We start from the raw sequence: 20,191 nt of genomic DNA, 5'->3' as shown, positions 1-20,191 counted from the left end.
AAAATTTTGAAAATTAGCTTTGTAAAAATCACAAAAGAACCGATTAAATTTGATACCCAAAGTGGCGGTGTTAAATTTAGCGGCGAGTTGCACAAATCAGGAGAAAGCCTGTATAAATGCAACGCCCAAATTTGCGGAGCGATACCATATATTTGTGATCGTTGTGGAAGCGAATTTGAGTTAAGTTTAGATGAAAATGTCGATTTAACGCTAAGCGACGGGATATACAAAGGCTCTGATAGCTTAGATGTAATCGAGTTTTTCGAGGGCAGTATTGACATAGATGAAATTTTACAAAGCGAAGTAGAAGCGATAAAGAGCGACTACTTTTATTGCGACAAATGTAAAGAATTATAAATTTTATAAAGGAGAAAAAATGGCAGTTCCTAAACGAAGAGTGAGTAAAACTCGCGCAGCAAAAAGAAGAACTCATTACACTGTAACTCTACCTGTGCCAGTCAAAGACAAAGACGGTAGCTGGAAGATTCCTCACAGAGTAAATAAAAATACAGGAGAATACTAATCCCATGACGTCGATTGCTATCGACGCAATGGGTGGCGACTTCGGTTGCGAGCCTATTGTATGCGGAGTTATTGAAGCGCTAAGAGAGCAAAAATTCAAAGCTTTCTTAGTAGGCGACGAGGCAAAAATCGCCCCTTTTATCCCGGCAGAATTTCAAAAATACATAGAGTATGTCCAAACTGACGAAGTTTTCGAGATGAAAGAGGGTGCGACAGATGTTTTAAAGCGCAAAAATTCCACCATTTATCAAGCAGTAGATTTGGTCAGAAATGGCACCTGTAAGGCCGTGGTCTCAGCTGGTCATAGCGGGGCTACGCACAGCCTAGCTACGCTTAGAATCGGTAGAATTCCAGGTATTTCGCGCCCAGCCATTGCTACGCTTTTTCCGACTAGTCAGGGTGGTAAAACGCTGGTTTTAGATGTCGGGGCAAATGTGGATTGCAAACCTGAAAATTTATTCGAATTTGCCGTTATGGGCGAGGCTTACGCAAAAGAGATTATGGGGATTAAAGCCCCTAGGATCGGGCTTTTGTCAAATGGCGAAGAGGATAGTAAGGGTAACGAGGTCAATAAAGAAATTTTCCCAAAACTCAAAAAAATGCAAAATTTCGTCGGTAACGCCGAGGGGAATCAGATTTTCGACGGCTCGGTAGATGTCGTCATCACTGACGGATTTATCGGAAATATCGTCCTCAAAACCAGCGAGGGCATAGCCAGCGCTATGAATAAGCTTATCAAAAAAGAGGCGAAAAAATCGCCGATTGCGATAGCTGGTTCGATTTTGATGAGGCGAGTATTTAAGATAATCAAAAAATCGACCGATTACGATGAAACTGGTGGTGCGCCACTTTTGGGCGTGAAAGAGTGCGTAATCATAAGCCACGGCAAAAGCACGCCAAAAGCGATAAAAAACGCAATTTTTCAAGCGCTTAAATTTTCGGATTCAAACATAAACTCAGTTATCCAAACCCAACTTAGCAACTACAACCAAGGATAAAGATGAAGGCTTCGGTGGTATCCATAGGCGCCTACGCTCCAAAGAGAGTTCTAACAAACCACGATTTGGAGGGTATGGTCGATACCAGTGATGAGTGGATTACCCAAAGAACGGGCATTAAAGAACGCCATATCGCAGATGCGAATGAGGCTACCAGCGATATGGGCGCAAAGGCCGCTGCTTTGGCGCTTCAAAGAAGCGGGCTAAGAGCAGAGCAAATCGACGCTGTGCTTTGTGCCACAATCACGCCTGATTATTTTTGTATGCCATCAACTGCGGCTTTGATTGCTGATAAATTGGGGCTTAAATTTGGCGTTATGGCGTTTGATATAAGTGCGGCGTGTAGTGGATTTGTATATTTACTAGACCTAGCAAAATCGCTTATCGAAAGCGGAGCGAAAAAGCATATACTAATCGTCGGAAGCGAAAAACTAAGCGCGATTACGGATTATAGCGACAGGAGCACCTGCGTGCTTTTTGGCGATGGCGCTGGCGCAGCAGTAGTGAGCGAGGGCGATGGCGAGGGTATAATCTACACAAACAGCGCTAGCGACGGCGCAAAGGCTGATTATTTGATCACACCAGCACCTGGTAGCGCAAATCCTATCTCGCAACAAATTTTAGACGATAAGCTCGGATTTATCAAAATGCGCGGTCAAGATGTCTATAAAATCGCAGTTCCAACGCTGATAAAATCGGTCGAAGAGGCATTGGAAAAAAATAGCCTTAAAGCTAGCGATATTGATCTGTTTGTCCCGCACCAGGCGAATTTGCGCATAATCGAGGCAGTGCGCGAAAAGATAGGCTTTACGGAAAATCAATGTGTCGTAACCGTGCAAAAATACGGCAACACAAGCTCGGCTTCAATCCCAATGGCGCTAAACGAAGCTTATGAGGCTGGCAGGCTAAAAAATGGCTCGTTAGTCTTGCTAGACGCCTTTGGCGGGGGATTTACTTGGGGTTCTGTGCTATTTAAATTTAACGCTTAAATTTTAAAATTTATCAAATTTAGACATTAATTGTCGAATTCTTATTGTAAAATTCACTAAAATTTTAAAGTAAAGGAAAAATCATGTCTGAGATCAAATGTCCAAACTGCGGCGAAATTTTCGCAATTGATGAGAGTGAATACCAAAAAATCGTAAGCCAAATCAGAAATAGCGAATTTGAGAAAATTTTAAACGAGAGATTGCAAAACGAAAACGCAAAATTCCAAAGCGAATTAGAGCTTGTAAAATCCCAAGAAATCGCTAGGGCAAAAGAATATATCGCAAGTTTAAAAGCGCAAAAAGATAGTGAAATTTCACAACTTAAAGAAATTTTGGCGAAATCACAGGCCGAACTAAAAGGCAAAGATGAGAATTTAACGCAAAAATTTGAGATTGAAAAAAGCAAAATTTCTCTCGAAAATGAGGCTAAAATCGCCGAGTTAAACCAGAAAATTACCGAGTTAAACGCCAAAATCAGCGCAAGTGAAAATGAAAAAAAATTGGCTGTGAGCAACGCTATTTCGAGCAAAGATAGCGAAATTTCCGAGCTTAAAATCACACTGAGCGAAAAAGAGAAAAATTTCGTCGAAAAAGAGCAAATTTTGCGTGAAAATTTCGAAAAAACAATCAGCGACAAAGACGCGATGATAGATTATTACAAGGATTTAAAGGCGAAATTATCGACAAAAATGGTTGGCGAGAGCTTGGAGACCCATTGTAGCACGGAGTTTGAGAAGCTCCGCACCACCGCATTTGCAAACGCTTATTTTGAAAAAGACAACGAGGTCAAAGAGGGCGGCAAAGGCGATTTTATATTTCGCGATTTCAAAGACGGCGTAGAGTATATTTCGATAATGTTTGAGATGAAAAACGAGTCCGATACGACCGCGTCAAAGCACAAAAACGAGGAATTTTTTGCCAAATTAGACAAGGACAGAAAGGCGAAAAACTGCGAATACGCGGTGCTTGTCTCGCTACTTGAAAGCGATAGTGAGCTTTATAATACCGGTATCGTCGATGTTTCGCACAAATATGAAAAAATGTATGTGATCCGCCCGCAGTTTTTCTTGCCGATAATCTCGCTACTACGCAATGCTGCGCTAAATTCGCTCGAAGATAAAAAGCGTCTAGTAGAGTATCAAAACCAAAATTTAGATATCGAAACCTTTAAAAGTAATATTGACGAATTTAAGGATAAATTTGGCAAAAATTACCGCCTAGCAAGCGAGAAATTTCAAAAGGCAATCGATGAAATCGACAAAACTATAAGCCACTTAGAAAAGGTAAAAAATGAGCTTTTATCTTCTGAAAATAATCTGCGCCTAGCTAATGATAAAGCCGAAAAACTAACTATCAAAAAGCTAACCAACAACGCTCCAAGCGTGCAAAAAATGTTTGATGAAGCAGGGCAGAATTCGGACGAGTAAATTTGGCGAATTTGGCGCAAAATTTAGCAAAATTTGGGTGAAATTTAAACAAAATTTTGCGCCACAAATCTGCTAAATTTTAGCAAATTTTATTTTTCGCCAATTCCTAGATTTTCCCTCTTTACGATTATTTCTTTGATTTTTTTCAAAAGCTCGATCGAAGCCTCGATTTCAGCCTTTTTGGTGCTGACGCTCTCTACATTTGCCCCTACGCTAATGCCCTTTGCAAGCGAGTATTTGTAGATGAAATCAAACAGCTCCACGCACAGGCTCACCGAGCTTTGCAAGATATCGGCGCTGGTTTTTAGGCGATTTTCCAAAAAATCCGGCACGCTAATGCCAAGCCACTTCATAAATTCGAGCGTTTTTTCGCTTCCACACGGCGTGAAAGTAAAGATTATAGGCACTTTTTTGCACCCAAGATTAGCATAATCATCTATGAAATTTTTCACACTCTCGGCGTCATAGACGGCTTGGCTTATGAAATACTCGCACCCGCTTATGCTTTTTGACGCGATTTTTAGGTGCTCGGTGCGTGTTTGTTTGTGGCGCTCGGCTATGCAAATTCCGCCCAAATGCAAATCGCTAGCAATCTCTTTTTTTATCTGATACGCCCGTTTTAGCGGGATTTTCATCGTATCGTATTTCGATGAGGCACCCACAAATACGCCAAAATTACTCGCTCTTGCATTTAAAATTTCGCCAAATTTATCCTCATCGTATTTGCCCACAGCGCGGTAGATTATGGCTGGTTTGACCTCGCGCAGGTGTTTGGTGTAATACATCGCTGGATCTAGCGTTTCGATAAATTCATAAGTGCGCGCCTCGCTCGTCCTTGCGCTCTCATCTTGCAAATCATAAATGACTATGCCGTCGCATGGCATGGAGCTTATGCGCTCTCTCCAAAGCGCGCCAAGTCGCTCGATTTTTTCGGGCTCGAAACTGATTTTTGGCGGAACGATACCATAGAGCAAAATTCCGCTAGCATTGTTTTTAATTTTTTGTTCCAACATTGGTAAATTCCTTAAATTTAGGATATTGTAGCAAATTTAAATTTAAAAATTTAAATGATATAATGCGCCAAATTTTACGAAGGAAAATTTATGAAAACTTTGCAAGAAAATTTGAAGCTTTTTTATTTGGGGCTCGAAAATTCTGAGCCGTATTTGTATAAAAACAAAGATCTCACAACCCACGCGCTAATCATCGGTATGACTGGTAGCGGTAAAACCGGCCTTGGAATCACGCTTTTAGAAGAGGCTGCGATTGATAATATCCCGTCTATCATCATCGATCCCAAGGGCGATTTGACAAATTTAGCTCTTACATTTCCAAATATGAGCGCGCAGGATTTTTTGCCTTATATCGACGAAACAGAGGCTGCGAATAAAGGCCTTAGCGTGGAGCAAATGGCGCAGGAGACTGCGCAAATGTGGCGAAATGGCATAGAAAATTCTTATCAAAATTTAGACAGAGTCGAGCTGCTTAAAAACAGCGCCGAGTTTAAAATTTATACGCCAAAATCAAGTGCTGGGCTAGGAGTTAGCCTGCTTAGCGACTTTGAAGCACCGAAAAATTTAAACGATGAGGATATGAATAATTATATCTGCGGTATCGCTTCTAGCGTGCTTAGCCTAGCTGGCATTACTAGCGATAATCTAAGCTCACCGGAATTTTTGCTGATTTCTCAAATTTTTAGTTCAAATTTCAGCGAGGGTAGGGGCGTGAGCGTGGTCGATCTCATCAACCAAATCATCACTCCGCCATTTGATAAAATCGGCGTTTTTGATGTCAATAACTTCTTCCCTAGCGACAAACGCATGGCGCTAGCTATGAAAATCAACGCCCTAATCGCAAGCCCAAGTTTCAAGCTTTGGTGCGAGGGCGAGAGGCTAGATATCGCAAAAATGCTATTTAACGAGAGTGGCAAGGCTAGGGCAAATATCTTTTGTATCGCGCATTTAAACGACGATGAGAGAATGTTTTTCGTAACCTTGCTTTTAAACGAAATGGTTAATTGGATGCGCCAAACGCAAGGCACCAGCGCACTTAGAGCGATTTTGTATATGGACGAGATTTATGGATTTTTCCCGCCAAATGGCAATCCGCCATCAAAAACCCCTATGCTAACCCTGTTAAAACAAGCGCGCGCTTTTGGGCTAGGCTGCGTTCTTAGCACGCAAAACCCTGTGGATTTGGATTACAAAGGCCTTAGCAATATCGGCACTTGGTTTATCGGCCGCCTCCAAACCGCCCAAGATAAAGAGCGAGTAATCGGCGGACTTAGCGGAATTGGCTCAAATCCTGTGGATAAATCTGCGCTAATGGAGCAAATCTCAAACCTCAAAAAGCGAAATTTCTTGGTCAAAAATATCAACGAAGATAGCCTAAAAACGATAGAAACTCGCTTTGCACTTAGCTATTTAAAAGGCCCTTTAAGCAATGAGCAAATTTCAAATTTAATGAGCGAAAAAAAGGGCACACCAGGCGCGAACAGCACTGGAAACAAAGTAAAAAGCGCAAGCAGTGCCAAACCAATCGTATCAAATGAAATTTCGCAAATTTACAGCTACGGCGCCTCTCGCGAGCTAAGCCCGTATCTATACGCCACAGCTAAGGTGCGCTATGCTGACAAAGAGGGCGAATACACGAGAGATTACGCGTATTTGCTTGATATCGCTGATGCTAGCGAGATCAACTGGGACGAGGCAAGCGATAGGGCTATTGATAATATACGAAGTGATGAGTTAGAGGATTCGTCGTATTGCGCTTTGCCAAGCTTTATTGCTAGTGCGAAAAATTTCGCCACTTTTATTCGCAATTTCAAAGACTGGGTTTATCGTAATCAAAGGCTAGAATTATACAGCGCACTTGATATGCACAGCGCGCCAGATGAGAGCAAAGAAGAGTTTTATCAAAGATTGCAAGATAAGGCAAATGAAATTTTAGAGCAAAAAACAGATGAAATTCTAGCTAAATTTGAAAAAGAAAAATCTACGCTTCAAACCCGCATAAACCGCGCCGAAGAGAAGCTAGAAAAAGAAAAAAGCGATGTTACTAGCCAAGGAATTAACGCAGCCCTTAGCATAGGAAGCGCGATACTAGGCTCGCTTTTTGGCAGATCGCGCACGAGTGCGACTACGATTAGCAAAACCGTAAGTGGTGTGCGAAATGCTCACCGCGTGCTAACCCAACGCAACGAAGCCAAAAACGCAGAAGCTAGCGTAGATGAGCTATACTCGCAAATGCAGGCCCTGCAAGAGAGATTTGATGAGCAAATCGCGCAGTTAAAAGAGAGCTTAGATCTCAAAAATATCGAGCTTGGCGTAGTCTCGCTGGCTCCGAAAAAGACAGATATTTATGATGAGAAAATTTCGATTTTGTGGAAGAGTTAGGGTAAAAAATGATATTAGATGTGATTTTAGGACTTTTTAAGGCGCCAAATTTTTGGTGCTATTTAATAGCGTATTTGCTAGGAGCTGTGCCGTTTGGACTGCTTATCGGCAAATACTTTGGCAAGGTTGATATCAAATCTGCTGGAAGTGGCTCGATAGGGGCCACAAATGTCTTGCGCGTGCTTAAAGAAACAGACCTCAAAAAGGCTAAAATTTTATCGATTTTGACCGTGGTTTGTGACGCTTTAAAGGGCATGGTGCCAATTTTGGTGGCTCGGGCTATGGGTTTTGATGAAAATGTGCTTTGGGGCATGGCTGTGTTTGCTGTGGTGGGGCATTGCTTTTCGCCATACCTTGGATTTAGCGGTGGCAAGGGCGTAGCCACGGGCGCTGGCGTGCTAGCATGCTTCGTGCCAATCGAGCTAATCATCGCGCTTGTTGTTTGGTTTATTGTGGGTAAAGTGCTTAAAATTTCGTCCATAGCCTCGCTATCAGCGGCGCTTGCGCTAATTGTGGCTAGCTACATACTCCACGCAGATATGCCAGCAATCCACACTCACGCGCCGATTTTTATCATAGTTTTTATCGTCTTTTACAAACATATTCCAAATATCGCAAGATTGCTTCGTGGCGAGGAAAAACGGGTAATATGATTCGGGTTTTGATTGAGGATTTGAAATTCGACGCGATTGTTGGAATTTTGGATTTCGAAAGAGAAAAAAAACAAGAAATTTTAGTAAGCGCAAAATTTGGCGCAGATGAATTTATAGACTACGCCAAGGCGTGCGAATTTATAAAATTTAGCTTTGAGAGGGAGAAATTTTTGCTCGTCGAAGACGCGCTAAATTTCTTCGCCCAAAGCTTTAAAACCCAGTATAAAAGCCTGAATTACTTCTATATGAAAATTTACAAAACCCAAATTTTAGCTGACGCAAAAGTCGGCGCGCAAATCGAAATAAATTTTTAAAATTTCTTTAAAAAAACTTGAATTTTGGCTTAAAATATGCTACAATCACGCCAAATTTTATTATGAAGGAAAATCAATGAGAATTTTAATTGTCGAAGATGAAGTTACTCTAAACAAAACTATCGCCGAGGGTTTGGCGGAGTTTGGTTACCAAACAGACAGTTCAGAAAGCTTTAAAGACGCTGAATATTACATAGGCATACGAAATTACGATTTAGTTTTAACCGACTGGATGTTACCAGATGGCAGTGGCGTCGATCTAATCAACATTATAAAACAAAAATTCGCTCGCACAGCGGTCGTCGTGCTATCTGCAAAAGACGATAAAGAAAGTGAGATAAAAGCCCTAAAAGCTGGCGCAGATGATTATATCAAAAAACCATTTGATTTCGATGTTTTGGTGGCTAGACTTGAAGCTAGACTTAGATTTGGCGGCTCAAATATCATCAAAATCGACGATCTTATTATCGATCCAGATGAGGAGAAAATCACATATCTTGGCCAAGAAATCGAGCTAAAAGGCAAACCTTTCGAGGTGCTAACTCACCTAGCTCGCCACTCAGACCAAATCGTAAGCAAAGAGCAACTACTTGACGCTATTTGGGAAGAGCCAGAGCTAGTAACCCCAAATGTAATCGAGGTCGCAATCAACCAAATCCGCCAAAAAATGGATAAACCACTAAATATTTCTACAATCGAGACAGTTCGTCGTCGCGGATATAGATTTTGCTTTCCACAAAAAGCCTAAGAACCCGTTTCATAATCCAATTAGCATCTGCTTCGGCGATGCTAATTTTGATTTTTTCCGTAATGCTTTATAACTACATAAGGATTACGATTTTCGAAAATTCAGTCCATGGACTTTTAGTAAGGGCTGAAAATATCACAAAACTGCCAAAAATTCCAGTCGAAAAAATCCCAGAGTATCTGCCAGACCCCAAAGGCGAGTTTATCACGAGTTTCGTTTATGGCGAGAAAATCACCAAGCCTAAATTTTACGAGAGCCAAGAGGGCGAAAGCAATTTTTTGACCCTTCAATACCCATATAGCAATGAGGAAATTTTGCAGATCAAAACCGATGTAACGGTCTATGCAAATATCGCAAATCAGATACTTGTGGATATTATTATCCTAAATTTGACAATGATATTTTTGATAATTTTTTACGCTATGTTTCTATCGCGCACGCTTTTGATGCCAATTAAAGTGATCTCGCAAAAGCTAGCTAGTCTCGATGAGAAATTTCTAGCCCCACTTGATATGGAGAGGTGCGAGAGCGAATTTCGCCCGATTTTGACAAACATAAACCGCCTAATCGATCGAATTCAGACCTTCATAATGTATCAAAAAGAGCTATTTATCGGTATCGCGCACGAGTTAAAAACCCCGCTAGCAGTGATGAAAACCAAAAACGAAGTAACGCTCATAAAGCCAAGAGAGGCGGAAAAATACATCGAGGCACTCCAAAACAACAACAAATCAATCGACGATATGAACAAAATGATAATCTCGATTTTAGAGATTGGTCGCCAAGAGGGCGCGCAGTTTGAGAGCCCGGAGCAGCTTGATATCGTGCAGTATCTAGGCGAGCTGTGCGTGAATTTTAAAATTTTGGCTAAAAATGAAAAAAAAGATGTCGTAAGCAAAATTTCGCCAAAATCCCTAGAAGTGAGTATTCAAAAAAATCTTTTTATGCACATTATCCAAAATTTCGTCCAAAACGCGATTAAATTTTCCCCAGAAGGCGAAGTAATCGAGGTTTTCAGTGAAATTTCGGGCGATTATTTTATCGTGCGTGTGGAAAATTTAGGCGAGAGTATCGACGAGAGTCAGGACTTTTTCGCGCCGTTTAAACGCAAGGGTGGCAAGCCTGGCGCTGGGCTTGGGCTGTTTTTGGCCAAAAACGCCGCGCAGGCTATGGGCGCATCTGTGAGCCTTAAAAATTCGCCCGCCAAAGACAAAATTGTAGCGACCCTTACAATTCCGCTAAAAAATCTCAAAAAATAGCGTAAATTTGGTATTTTTTAAAATAAAATTAAAAGTTTTTAGTGTATAAATGCACTAATTTTTTTTGTAAAGGTTAAATTTATGTCTTTGATGATTACAGACGAGTGTATTAGTTGCGATGCGTGTCGCGAAGAGTGCCCAAATGAGGCGATTTTCGAGGACGAGCCGACATATATGATTGATTCAGATAGGTGCTGCGAGTGCGTGGATCAATACTCAGAACCAGCCTGCATCGTAGTCTGCCCTGTCGAGTGTATCACCTACGATCCTGATAATATCGAAACCGAGGGTGAGCTCAAATACAAACACGCTCACATGGATTATTAATGCCAAAACGCGTTGGAGTGATTGATTTAGGCTCAAATTCTGCCAGATTAGTGATTTTTGAGCGAACGAGCAGATTTGGGTTTTTTATCCTTGCAGAGCACAAAATCAAAGTCCGCCTAGGCGAGGGCGCGTATGAAAATGGCGGAGTTTTGCAACCAGCGGCTATGCAAAAATGTCTCGACGCGTTTGTGGAATTCAAAGAGTTACTCCAAAAATACGGCGCCAAAAGGGTGCTTTGCGTAGGCACTTCTGCACTGCGCGACGCTCCAAATGGGGGCGAGTTTATCAAGCTAGTTTTCCAAAAAACCAAAATCGCAATCCGCAAAATAGATGGCGAGAGTGAGGCGTATTTTGGAGGATACGCCGCACACAATCTCCTTAGCGATTTCAAAGACGGCGTGAGCGTGGATATCGGCGGAGGCTCGACCGAGCTTGCGCGCATTAAAAATGGCAAAATCGAGGCTAAAATTTCGCTAAATTTAGGCACCGTTCGCCTAAAAGAGCTATTTTTCGACAAAGGCGATATGGCTGGGCTATATGGCTATGTAAATAAGGCAATCAGCGCGGTTGGCGATGAATTTGCTAGCTCAAATTTAATCGCTATGGGCGGTTCGGCAAGAGCGCTAAGCAATGCCATAATGGCGATTGAGAATTATCCGATTAAAATCGTGCATAATTACTGCTATGATTACGAAAAATACGCGCCGTTTTTTAGCAAATTAATCGGCGCAAAAACCCTAGAACTAGCCAAATTTCCGATAAAAAAAGAGCGTTACGATACGATTAGAGAGGGCGCGATAATTTTTAGCGAGATTGCTAAAAAAATCGGCGCAAAAAGCGTGATTACAAGCGGTGTGGGTGTGCGAGAGGGTGTGTTTTTGGGCTCGATTTTGCATGGGGTAAATTTGCCAAAGAATTTCAACCCAAGCCTAAAAAGTCTGCAAGATAGATTTGCTAGCGAAAGCTCGCACGCAGACAAGTTCGCCAAAGCCCTTTTTAGCGTGCTTTTCTCCCTTCACAAGCTAGAAGACAGATACATTAGCCCGCTTTGCTACGCCGCCAAACTTTGCGAGATTGGCGCAAGGCTTGGCTTTTATGCCAAACACGAAAGCGCAGCTTCCATGGTGCTAAATGGGCTAAACTACCGCACGAGCCACGAGCAAAAAGCCCTAATCGCGGCGATTATCGCAATGCACGGCAAGCCAAATTTAAGCCCAAATTTTGCAAATTTAAGCGAAATTTTACCAAATGAGCGAACATTAGCGTGGCTTAGCTTTTTGTGTGAATTCGCACGGATTTTGAACGAAAATGCGCTTAAAAATTTGGAGTTTAAATTCGAAAATTTAACCCTGCAAATCGCGGGCGCAAAAAACAAATTAATGCTCAAAGACAGCCTACGCAAACTCCCAAAACCAGCTGTTTTTGCGATAAATTTTATATAAATTTGAATTTGGCAAATTTGCAAAATTTAGCCAAATTTCACTACACTACGCAAAATCAAAATTTAAGGAAATGTATGAAAACTATCACGATTATCGACACTTTTGGCTTTTTTTTCCGCCTGTATTATGCGATGAGTAGCTTAAAGACCAAAAGTGGCAAGCCAAGTGGTATGGTGAGTGGATTTGCGAATTTTATCGCAAATTTGGAGCGAGAGTTTAAAAGCGATTATATAATTTTCGCCCTTGATAGCAAGGGCAAGACCTTTCGCTCGCAGATTGACCCAAACTACAAAACAAACCGCCAAACCCCACCAGATGCGCTTTTGGCACAGCTTCCGGTTTGCATAGAAATGATAGAGAAAATGGGCTTTTGCACAGCGCAGAAAGAGGGCTTTGAGGCCGATGATTTAATAGCAAGCGTGGTTAAAACCTACCGCGACACGCATAAAATCAATATCGTAACCAGCGACAAAGACCTTTATCAGCTAATTGGTGGCGAGACGCGCATTTATAGCTATGCTAAAAAAATGCTCTACGGCCGCGATGAGTGCTATGAAAAATACGGCGTCTATCCCGAGCAAATCATCGATTTTTTGGCTATTTGTGGTGACAGCGCAGATAATATCCCGGGCGTGAAAGGCATAGGCGAAAAGGGGGCGAAAAAACTGCTTGATGAGTGGGGGAGTTTGGAGAGGATTTACGAAAATATCGAGCTTTTGCCGCCAAACAAACAGCGCGAGTATCTCATAAACTCCAAAAACGAAGCTTTTATGAGCCAGAAGCTTGCCACGCTTTGCGATGAGGTCGAAATTTCGCCACTGCAAAACGCCGTTTTTCCCGAGCAAAATCCGCTTCATAAAATCAAAGAAATTTTGCGCGAATACGAGCTACACAAGCTTCTTTCTGCGCTCGAAAACGAAGGCGGTAAAAGCGAAGAGAGCCTAGCTTTTAAGCCAGTGTGCGTGAGGGACGAGAGCGAGCTAGCGCGCCTTTGCGAGGGCATTAGCGAGGATACTATCGTGGCGTTTGATACCGAAACCACTGGCCTAGATAGCAAAAACGCCAAAATCGTGGGCTTTTCGTTTTGTTTCAACGAGCAAAAGGCGTATTATGTGCCGCTTACGCATAATTACTTAGGCGTGGGCGAGCAAATTTTGCTAAATTCGGCGAAAATGGCGATTGAGCGGATTTTTTCTGGCTTTGTCGTGGGGCAAAATTTAAAATACGATTTTAATATCATAGAGCAAAATTTCGGTATCAAACCGCCACGCAAATTCGCTGATACGATGATTTTAGCGTGGCTCATAAATCCTGGCGAGAGCGTGGGTATGGACAATTTAGCTAAGAGATATTTTGATTATGATACGATTAAATTTGAAGATATCGTGGCTAAGGGCGAGACTTTTGCGAGTTTGGAGTTTGATGAGGCCACGAAATACGCAGCCGAAGATGCGTGGATAACTTTGAAATTTTATTTTAAATTTCAAAATTTACTCTCGCCAGAGTTGCTAAATTTGGCAAAAACGCTAGAATTCCCATTTGTGCGTGTTTTGCGCGATATGGAAAATGCAGGAATTAAAATTTCAAAGCCAAATTTAAGCGAGCTGATTTCTCGCAACGAAAGCGCGCTTAGGGTGCTGACAAACGAAATTTACGAGCTTAGTGGCGAGAGTTTTAACATAAACTCCACAAAACAGCTTGGTGTGGTGCTTTTCGAGCATTTGGGTTTGCCGTGCCAAAAAAAGACCAAAACAGGTTACAGCACCGATGAGAGCGTGCTGGCCCTGCTTATACAGGCGCACCCAGTAGTCGAAAAAATCCTAGCTTATCGCGAGCTTTACAAGCTTCAAAGCACCTATTGTGAGCCACTTTACGCCCTTGCGATGAAAAACGAAAATAGCAGAATTTACTCAAATTTCATGCAAACAGGCACCAGCACCGGCAGGTTATCTTCCAAAAATCCAAATTTGCAAAATATCCCCGCGCGTGGGGCTTTGGCGAAGGATATGCGAAACTGCTTCATCGCGCAGGAGGGGTATAGCCTGCTTTCGCTGGATTATTCGCAAATCGAGCTTAGACTTTTGGCACATTTTAGCAAGGATCCTGCGCTTTTGCAGGCATTTGGGGCGGGCGAGGACATACACTCGCGCACTGCAATCAGCATTTTTGGCGATAGCGAACCTGCACACAGGGCGATTGCAAAGAGTATAAATTTTGGTTTGATTTATGGCATGGGGGCAAGCAAACTAGCGCAAAATTTGCAAATTCCGCGAAATGAAGCAAAGGGCTATATCGAGCGATATTTCGCCTCGTTTGCGACGATTAAGGAGTTTTTGGAGGGGCTAAAAAACAGCGCCAAAAACGACGGATTTATCACTACGCTTTTTGGGCGCAGGCGGTATTTTGATTTCGCTAACGCTTCGCCGCTTCTTCTAGCCACATACGAGCGAGAGGCGGTAAATACGAAGTTTCAAGGTTCGGCAGCGGACATTATCAAAAAGGCTATGGTTGAGATTTCGCCACATTTAGGCGATGAGGCAAGGCTAGTTTTGCAAATCCACGATGAGCTGATTTTCGAGGTAAAAAGCGAGTATGCGCAGGAATTTGGCGCGAAAATTAGGGAAATCATGCAAAATGTTGTGAATTTAAATGTCCCGCTCGTAACGAGCCTAGATATCGCTACTAGCTGGGGCGAGTTGAAATAAATTTGAAATTTTGCAAAATTTTATTTATAAGCGCAATTGCAAAGAATTTTGCGTAAGCAAAATTCAGTAAATAAACGCGTGCATAGCACGCCACAGTATGGGCGTCGGCCCGGTGGGGGTGCGGGGGCGGGCGGCCCTCGCAACTCTGAGCGCCGCCCCCGCATAAAAAGATTAGACTTTAAAAATCCTAGCGGATTGCAATTATCAAAAATTTGAAATTCTAGGAAATTTAAAATTCTGCTATTTACCCTGCCTTTAATTTTAGCTTTGTAGATTGCTTCGGCGTTATCACGCCTCGCAATGACACTTAAATGCAAGATTTCGGGTGCAGTATCCAAGCTTGCGGACAGCGGAATTTTAAAATTCGGCTAAATTTAGCGTTCTCTTGCGATTAAAACTCCGCTTACGATGACGACCAAAATCCCCAAAAACGCCATTAAATTCGGCAAACTATCGCCTAGCATGACGCCTAAAATCAGCGTAAAGATAATGTCTGTGTAGCTAATCGCAGCCGCAACGCCAGCCTTTTTGGAGGCTGCGTAAGAGCGCGTCATGTATTTTTGGAAATAAATTCCGCTAATTCCTAGCAGTGCGACCAAAACCCAGCCAAAGAGATTTGGCATGTTAAAATAGGCAAATTTGCTTAAATTTGCGCTCGAAATCACGCCTAAAATTTCAATTTCGCGTCCTCTTAGCGCAAATTCCGCGCACATTAGCGCAGAGCTTACAAGCGCAGCACCAAAGACGAAAACTAGGATTATGATATCCGTGGCGTAGTATTTGCGAAGCTCCCTGACGCTAGTGTATGCTAGTCCCGCGCACATACCGCCAAAAACGCCGATGATATCAGTCGGCGCAATGCTAATGTGAGGCTGGATAACGAGCAAAATCCCGCCAAAACCTAGCATTATGGCGCACCAGCCTTTAAAGCTAAGCTTTTCGCCTAGGAAAATCGATGAAAAAAGTGCGGTGAAAATCGGGGCTGTTTTTTGGAAGGTAAAAGCCGTGCCAAGCTCGATGTGAGCGATATTATAAAAGGTCGCTATAATCCCGCAGCTGCCGATAAATGCGCGGAAAAAAAGTAGCCACGGCTTCCCGCCCACGCCGAAATTTTTTAGCCTTTTTAGTGAGATTAGCACGATAGCTAGCCCTACGGCGTTTCTGAAAAACACGATTTCTACGCTACTCATTTGCTCTGCCATGACCTTGGCTAGCGCCCCATTTAGCGCGAAATAAAAGCTAGCTATTAGCATATAATAGACGCCTAAATTTTTAAGCCAAAATTTAGAATAACCCAAAATTATCTCCTATTTGCTATTAAAATTCCAGCCGCAATTATCAGCGCGATTCCGCAAAGTGCGGTGAAATTTGGGAGTGTATCTCCCAAAGCTAGCCCAAAAATCATCGAAAAAATAATATCCGTGTAGCTTAGTGTGGCGACGATCCCTGCCTTTCTGGTAGCAGCGTAGGCTTTGGTGAGATAGGATTGATAATACAGCCCGCAAACGCCCAAAATCGCGCCAATTCCCCAGCCCATGAGATCTGGCATGACAAATTTGCTAATCATAAAATTTAGCGCAGGAATTTCGATAAATTCGGCAATCGCCATGAAAAATATCGGCATTAGCGTGCCTGCAAGCAGGGCTGAGAGTATGATTACATTTGCGCTGTAATACTTGCGCAGCTCCCTGACAGCCGTGAGCGCAATCGCGGCAAACAGACCGCTTAAAATCCCAAAAATATGTCCAGCATGAATCCCAAAGTGAGGCTGTATCACCAAAACGATACCCACAAAGCCCAAAAATACGGCAAACCAGCCAAATTTGGATAATTTTTCTTTTAGCGCAAAATATGCAATCACGGCGATAAAAATCGGCGCTGTTTTTTGGAAGGTAAAGGCCTCGCCTAGGCTTAGTTGCGTAAGGTTGTAAAAAAATACGATTAAGCCCAAAATCCCGATAACTCCGCGCGTAGCAAGCATCCACGGATGTCCGCCACGGCTTGGTTGTGCTTGAATTTTGCGGTTTTTGCGCATGATGTATAAAATGATAAAAAGGGCTAATAAATTTCGAAACAGCACGACTTCAATGGCTGGGATTTGCATGGCCAAAATTTTAGCAAATGTCCCTGCAATGGAGTTGTAAAAGCACGCAAGCAACATATAATAAATGCTTAAATGGTGCAATAAAAAGCTGTTGTATTTCAAAATTTGACCCCTCAAAAAAGCCTATAATTATAGCTGTTTTTAAATTTTGATTTACTTAATAAAATTTGGCTATAATGAGAAAAATCAAAGGAAGTATTATGAAAACAGTGATGATAATAGGGCGCCCAAATGTGGGAAAATCGAGCCTTTTTAACCGCTTCGCAAACGCAAGAATTGCCATTACTAGCGAGGTTTCAGGCACCACGAGGGATACGAACAAAATTGCCGTGCAAATTTATGATAGAAATGCGATGATAGTCGATTCTGGCGGACTTGATGATACGAGCGAGCTTTTTGCGCGTGTGCAGGCAAAAACCCTAGCCGAGGCGCAAAATGCGGATATTATTCTTTTTATGGTCGATGGCAAACTGCTCCCAGATGAGCAGGATCGCAAAATTTTCTTTTCTTTGCAAAAGTTAGGCAAACCGATAGTTTTGCTCGTAAATAAAGTAGATAGCAAAAAAGATGAAGAAAGAAGTTGGGAATTTAACGAATTTGGCGCGCAGATGTTTGCACTATCTGTCAGCCATAATGCCGGTATTGACGAGCTTAGGGATTGGATTTATACTCACCTAGATTCTGCGCCTGTGCGAGGGGACGAGAGCGAGGATTTCGATGATTTTTTAGAAAATTTTGACGATAATGGCGAAATCAAAGAGAGCGATGAGAGCGAGTATTACGAGAACAAAACCATAAATGTAGGCATCATCGGGCGGGTAAATGTGGGCAAATCTAGCCTTTTAAACGCCCTTGTGAAAAACGAACGCTCGGTGGTAAGCAGTGTGGCTGGCACGACGATAGACCCTGTCAATGAAAGCTATGAATTTGAGGGAAGAAGGTTTGAGTTTGTGGATACTGCTGGTATCAGAAAGCGCGGTAAAATCGAGGGGATAGAGAGGTTTGCGCTAAATAGAACGGAGAAAATTTTAGAAAATTCAGACATTGCGCTTTTGGTTTTGGACTCTTCTGAGCCATTTAGCGAGCTAGATGAGCGAATTGCTGGGCTTGCGGCTAAATTTGAGCTAGGCGTGATAATCGTGCTAAATAAATGGGATAAAAGCGAGGCTGAATTTGACGCTATGGTGCGCGATTTGCGCGATAAATTTAAATTTCTAGCTTACGCGCCGGTTATTAGTGTAAGCGCGCTTGGTGGCAAACGCATACACAAGCTCTACCCGCTGATTTTGCAGGTTTATAAAAATTACACGCAAAAGATAAAAACCGCTCATTTAAATGCACTAATCGAGGAAGCGACCAAAGCTCACCCGCTTCCGCACGATAAGGGCAAGAGCGTGAAAATCTACTATGCGGCGCAGTTTGGCTTCGCTCCGCCTAAAATCGCGCTTGTGATGAATCGCCCGCGAGCTCTTCATTTTAGCTATAAACGCTATTTGGCGAACAAACTTAGAGAGAAATTCGATTTAAGCGGGACGCCTTTGGTCATAATCCCTAAAAATCGCGGAAACGACGACGAGGGCGAGGCAAATTTGAAAAAAGGGCAAAAATGAGCGCAAAAAATATAATCTTAATCGGCTTTATGGGCGTTGGCAAGGGGACTTTCGCGCGAGCTTTGGCTGGGGCTAGCGGGCGCTTTGCGATAGATTGCGACGATATGATCGAAAGCTACGCAAACAAAAAAATTCGCAAAATTTTCGAGGAGCAGGGCGAGGTGGAATTTCGCAAAATAGAGAAAAAACTCGCTAAATTTTTGGAAAAAAATGTGAGTGGCGCGATAATCTCGACTGGCGGCGGGTTTTATGCTGTTAAAAATTTAAACAAAATTGGCACCGTAATCTACCTAAAATCGAGCTTCGATGCGATAATTAAGCGCATAAATTCTAGCCAAAACGCTAGCAAAAAAATCGCAAAACGACCGCTTTTGACTGATTTAAAAAAGGCGCGCGCCCTGCATGAGCAAAGGGATAAAAAATACAGCGCCAAGGCCGATTATATCGTAAATGTAGAGAAAAATTCGCAAAAAGAAGTTATTGAAAAATTACTAAAAATTATCAAAAAAGAGGTTAAAAAATGAGTGAAAAATCTAAAATTTCAAATCCGCGCACACTAACTGGGCTTCAACCCTCAGGCAGGCTACATTTAGGGAATTATTTTGCCAGCATTAAGCAAATGGTAGATGCGCAAAATGCGGGCGAGGAGCTGTTTTTGTTCATCGCAAACTACCACGCGCTCACCTCTGTTAGCGAGGGTGCGAAGCTCAAAGAGAGCACTTATGAGGCGGCTGCGGCGTTTTTGTCTTTGGGAATCGATCCAGAAAAATCGACATTTTGGGTGCAAAGCGATGTGAAAGAGGTTTTGGAGCTTTACTGGATACTTAGCGGATACACGCCAATGGGGCTATTAGAGCGCGCTCACGCTTACAAAGACAAGGTCGCAAAGGGCTTTGAGAGCAAGCACGATTTGTTTTCATACCCTGTGCTAATGGCGGCTGATATTTTGCTATATGACGCTACGAGCGTGCCTGTGGGCAAAGATCAAATTCAGCATGTCGAAATCGCGCGCGATATCGCTTTGAAATTTAACAACGCGCATGGCGAAATTTTAACCCTGCCAAGCGCTAGAATCAGCGAAAATGTCGCAATAGTCCCTGGCACGGACGGCGCAAAAATGAGCAAAAGCTACGGAAATACGATTGATATTTTTTCTTCGCCAAAGGAGCAAAAAAAGCAAATCGGCTCGATTGTTACGACATCTGAGCCGCTCGAAGCGCCAAAGCAGTGGCAAAACTGCAATGTCTATAATATAGCAAAACTCTTTTTAGACCAAGAAGGACAAAAAGCCTTGCAAGCTCGATATGAGCGTGGTGGCGAGGGACACGGACACTTTAAGATGTATCTTGGCGAGCTTGTGAGTGAGTATTTCGGACAGGCGCGCGAAAAATACGCTGAGTTGCTAGCTGATAAGAAAAAGCTAGATGAAATTTTGGCTTATGGTGCGCAAAAGGCGCAAAAAATCGCAAGTGAAAAAATGCGCCTAATACGCGAAAGTGTGGGGATTTATAGATAAATTTTAGTTAAATTTCGCCAAGCAAAATTTGGCGAAATTTATAAATTTTGCAAAATTTTAAATTCCTCCTTCTCTTTAATCTCTTTTTAAGCAACCCTTGAATATAATCCACTTTCCGTTTTTGAAATCTAACTTCTGTTATTTTCCAATGCGTGTTATTTTATTTATTATTGTCAAAAACT

At 42.5% G+C, this 20,191-nt stretch carries 19 protein-coding genes; 16 read left to right on the top strand and 3 right to left on the bottom strand.

All coding sequences use genetic code 11. The features are described from left to right. Positions 1 to 6: 6 nt before the first annotated feature. The 5 genes from OFN98_RS06845 (at position 7) to OFN98_RS06825 (ending at position 3,936) form a co-directional block, all read left to right on the top strand. Complete coding sequence (locus OFN98_RS06845; protein ID WP_270875007.1) at positions 7 to 357, top strand: hypothetical protein; 351 nt, start codon at positions 7 to 9, stop codon at positions 355 to 357. Positions 358 to 376: 19 nt separating this feature from the next. Beyond that, a complete protein-coding gene (rpmF, locus tag OFN98_RS06840) occupies positions 377 to 523 on the top strand; it encodes a 50S ribosomal protein L32 (RefSeq protein ID WP_270859730.1) in 147 nt (48 codons plus the stop codon). A 4-nt stretch (positions 524 to 527) separates the two neighbouring features. Continuing rightward, positions 528 to 1,520 (top strand): phosphate acyltransferase PlsX, encoded by a 993-nt coding sequence (plsX, locus tag OFN98_RS06835; protein WP_270875008.1) that lies wholly within the window; start codon positions 528 to 530, stop codon positions 1,518 to 1,520. A 2-nt stretch (positions 1,521 to 1,522) separates the two neighbouring features. Next, positions 1,523 to 2,509 (top strand): beta-ketoacyl-ACP synthase III, encoded by a 987-nt coding sequence (locus tag OFN98_RS06830; protein WP_270875009.1) that lies wholly within the window; start codon positions 1,523 to 1,525, stop codon positions 2,507 to 2,509. An 83-nt stretch (positions 2,510 to 2,592) separates the two neighbouring features. After that, a complete protein-coding gene (locus OFN98_RS06825; protein WP_270875010.1) occupies positions 2,593 to 3,936 on the top strand; it encodes a DUF2130 domain-containing protein in 1,344 nt (447 codons plus the stop codon). Positions 3,937 to 4,025: 89 nt separating this feature from the next. On the opposite strand, the gene OFN98_RS06820 is transcribed toward OFN98_RS06825, so the two are convergent. After that, positions 4,026 to 4,949, bottom strand: coding sequence for a methylenetetrahydrofolate reductase (locus OFN98_RS06820; RefSeq protein ID WP_270875011.1), 924 nt, complete (start codon positions 4,947 to 4,949; stop codon positions 4,026 to 4,028). Positions 4,950 to 5,039: 90 nt separating this feature from the next. Here OFN98_RS06820 and OFN98_RS06815 point away from each other — a divergent pair, with 90 nt between their 5' ends. From OFN98_RS06815 to polA, 8 genes are all read left to right on the top strand, one after another. Next, entirely contained in the window at positions 5,040 to 7,331 is a 2,292-nt protein-coding gene (locus tag OFN98_RS06815) for a helicase HerA domain-containing protein (RefSeq protein ID WP_270875012.1), read from the top strand. 8 nt (positions 7,332 to 7,339) lie between these two features. Then, on the top strand, positions 7,340 to 7,984 hold the full coding sequence (gene plsY, locus OFN98_RS06810) for a glycerol-3-phosphate 1-O-acyltransferase PlsY (protein ID WP_270875013.1): 645 nt from the start codon (positions 7,340 to 7,342) through the stop codon (positions 7,982 to 7,984). Continuing rightward, a complete protein-coding gene (locus tag OFN98_RS06805) occupies positions 7,981 to 8,298 on the top strand; it encodes a dihydroneopterin aldolase (RefSeq protein ID WP_270866595.1) in 318 nt (105 codons plus the stop codon). The genes plsY and OFN98_RS06805 overlap by 4 nt, the downstream gene beginning before the upstream one ends. Before the next feature lie 76 nt (positions 8,299 to 8,374). Then, on the top strand, positions 8,375 to 9,046 hold the full coding sequence (gene hsrA, locus OFN98_RS06800) for a homeostatic response regulator transcription factor HsrA (protein WP_270859722.1): 672 nt from the start codon (positions 8,375 to 8,377) through the stop codon (positions 9,044 to 9,046). A gap of 38 nt (positions 9,047 to 9,084) precedes the next feature. Then, positions 9,085 to 10,305: a sensor histidine kinase gene (locus OFN98_RS06795; RefSeq protein WP_270875014.1), complete on the top strand. Its 1,221-nt coding sequence runs from the start codon at positions 9,085 to 9,087 to the stop codon at positions 10,303 to 10,305. 81 nt (positions 10,306 to 10,386) lie between these two features. After that, a complete protein-coding gene (locus OFN98_RS06790) occupies positions 10,387 to 10,632 on the top strand; it encodes a YfhL family 4Fe-4S dicluster ferredoxin (RefSeq protein ID WP_270859720.1) in 246 nt (81 codons plus the stop codon). Beyond that, positions 10,632 to 12,074, top strand: coding sequence for a Ppx/GppA phosphatase family protein (locus tag OFN98_RS06785; RefSeq protein WP_270875015.1), 1,443 nt, complete (start codon positions 10,632 to 10,634; stop codon positions 12,072 to 12,074). Before OFN98_RS06790 ends, OFN98_RS06785 begins: the two co-directional genes overlap by 1 nt. A gap of 74 nt (positions 12,075 to 12,148) precedes the next feature. After that, positions 12,149 to 14,779: a DNA polymerase I gene (gene polA, locus OFN98_RS06780; protein ID WP_270875016.1), complete on the top strand. Its 2,631-nt coding sequence runs from the start codon at positions 12,149 to 12,151 to the stop codon at positions 14,777 to 14,779. Positions 14,780 to 15,153: 374 nt separating this feature from the next. Here polA and OFN98_RS06775 read toward each other — a convergent pair whose 3' ends face one another. Together OFN98_RS06775 and OFN98_RS06770 are read right to left on the bottom strand one after the other, a co-directional pair. Beyond that, positions 15,154 to 16,077 carry a DMT family transporter gene (locus OFN98_RS06775; RefSeq protein ID WP_270875017.1) on the bottom strand — a complete coding sequence of 308 codons (924 nt, stop codon included), beginning with the start codon at positions 16,075 to 16,077 and terminating at the stop codon, positions 15,154 to 15,156. A gap of 2 nt (positions 16,078 to 16,079) precedes the next feature. After that, entirely contained in the window at positions 16,080 to 16,985 is a 906-nt protein-coding gene (locus OFN98_RS06770; RefSeq protein ID WP_270875018.1) for a DMT family transporter, read from the bottom strand. A 98-nt stretch (positions 16,986 to 17,083) separates the two neighbouring features. On the opposite strand from OFN98_RS06770, the gene der reads away from it, so the two are divergent. Genes der through trpS form a run of 3 tightly spaced genes read left to right on the top strand, consistent with a single transcriptional unit; the run spans position 17,084 to position 20,009 of the window. Further along, entirely contained in the window at positions 17,084 to 18,493 is a 1,410-nt protein-coding gene (gene der, locus OFN98_RS06765) for a ribosome biogenesis GTPase Der (protein WP_270875019.1), read from the top strand. Beyond that, on the top strand, positions 18,490 to 19,017 hold the full coding sequence (locus OFN98_RS06760) for a shikimate kinase (protein ID WP_270875020.1): 528 nt from the start codon (positions 18,490 to 18,492) through the stop codon (positions 19,015 to 19,017). Before der ends, OFN98_RS06760 begins: the two co-directional genes overlap by 4 nt. Beyond that, on the top strand, positions 19,014 to 20,009 hold the full coding sequence (gene trpS, locus OFN98_RS06755; RefSeq protein WP_270865411.1) for a tryptophan--tRNA ligase: 996 nt from the start codon (positions 19,014 to 19,016) through the stop codon (positions 20,007 to 20,009). Before OFN98_RS06760 ends, trpS begins: the two co-directional genes overlap by 4 nt. Positions 20,010 to 20,191 lie beyond the last annotated feature (182 nt).

Source organism: Campylobacter sp. JMF_15 NE4 (assembly GCF_027737645.1).
Taxonomy (GTDB): domain Bacteria; phylum Campylobacterota; class Campylobacteria; order Campylobacterales; family Campylobacteraceae; genus Campylobacter_B.
Note: the sequence above shows the minus strand (reverse complement) of the source record. Positions and strands in the feature narration are given on the sequence as shown.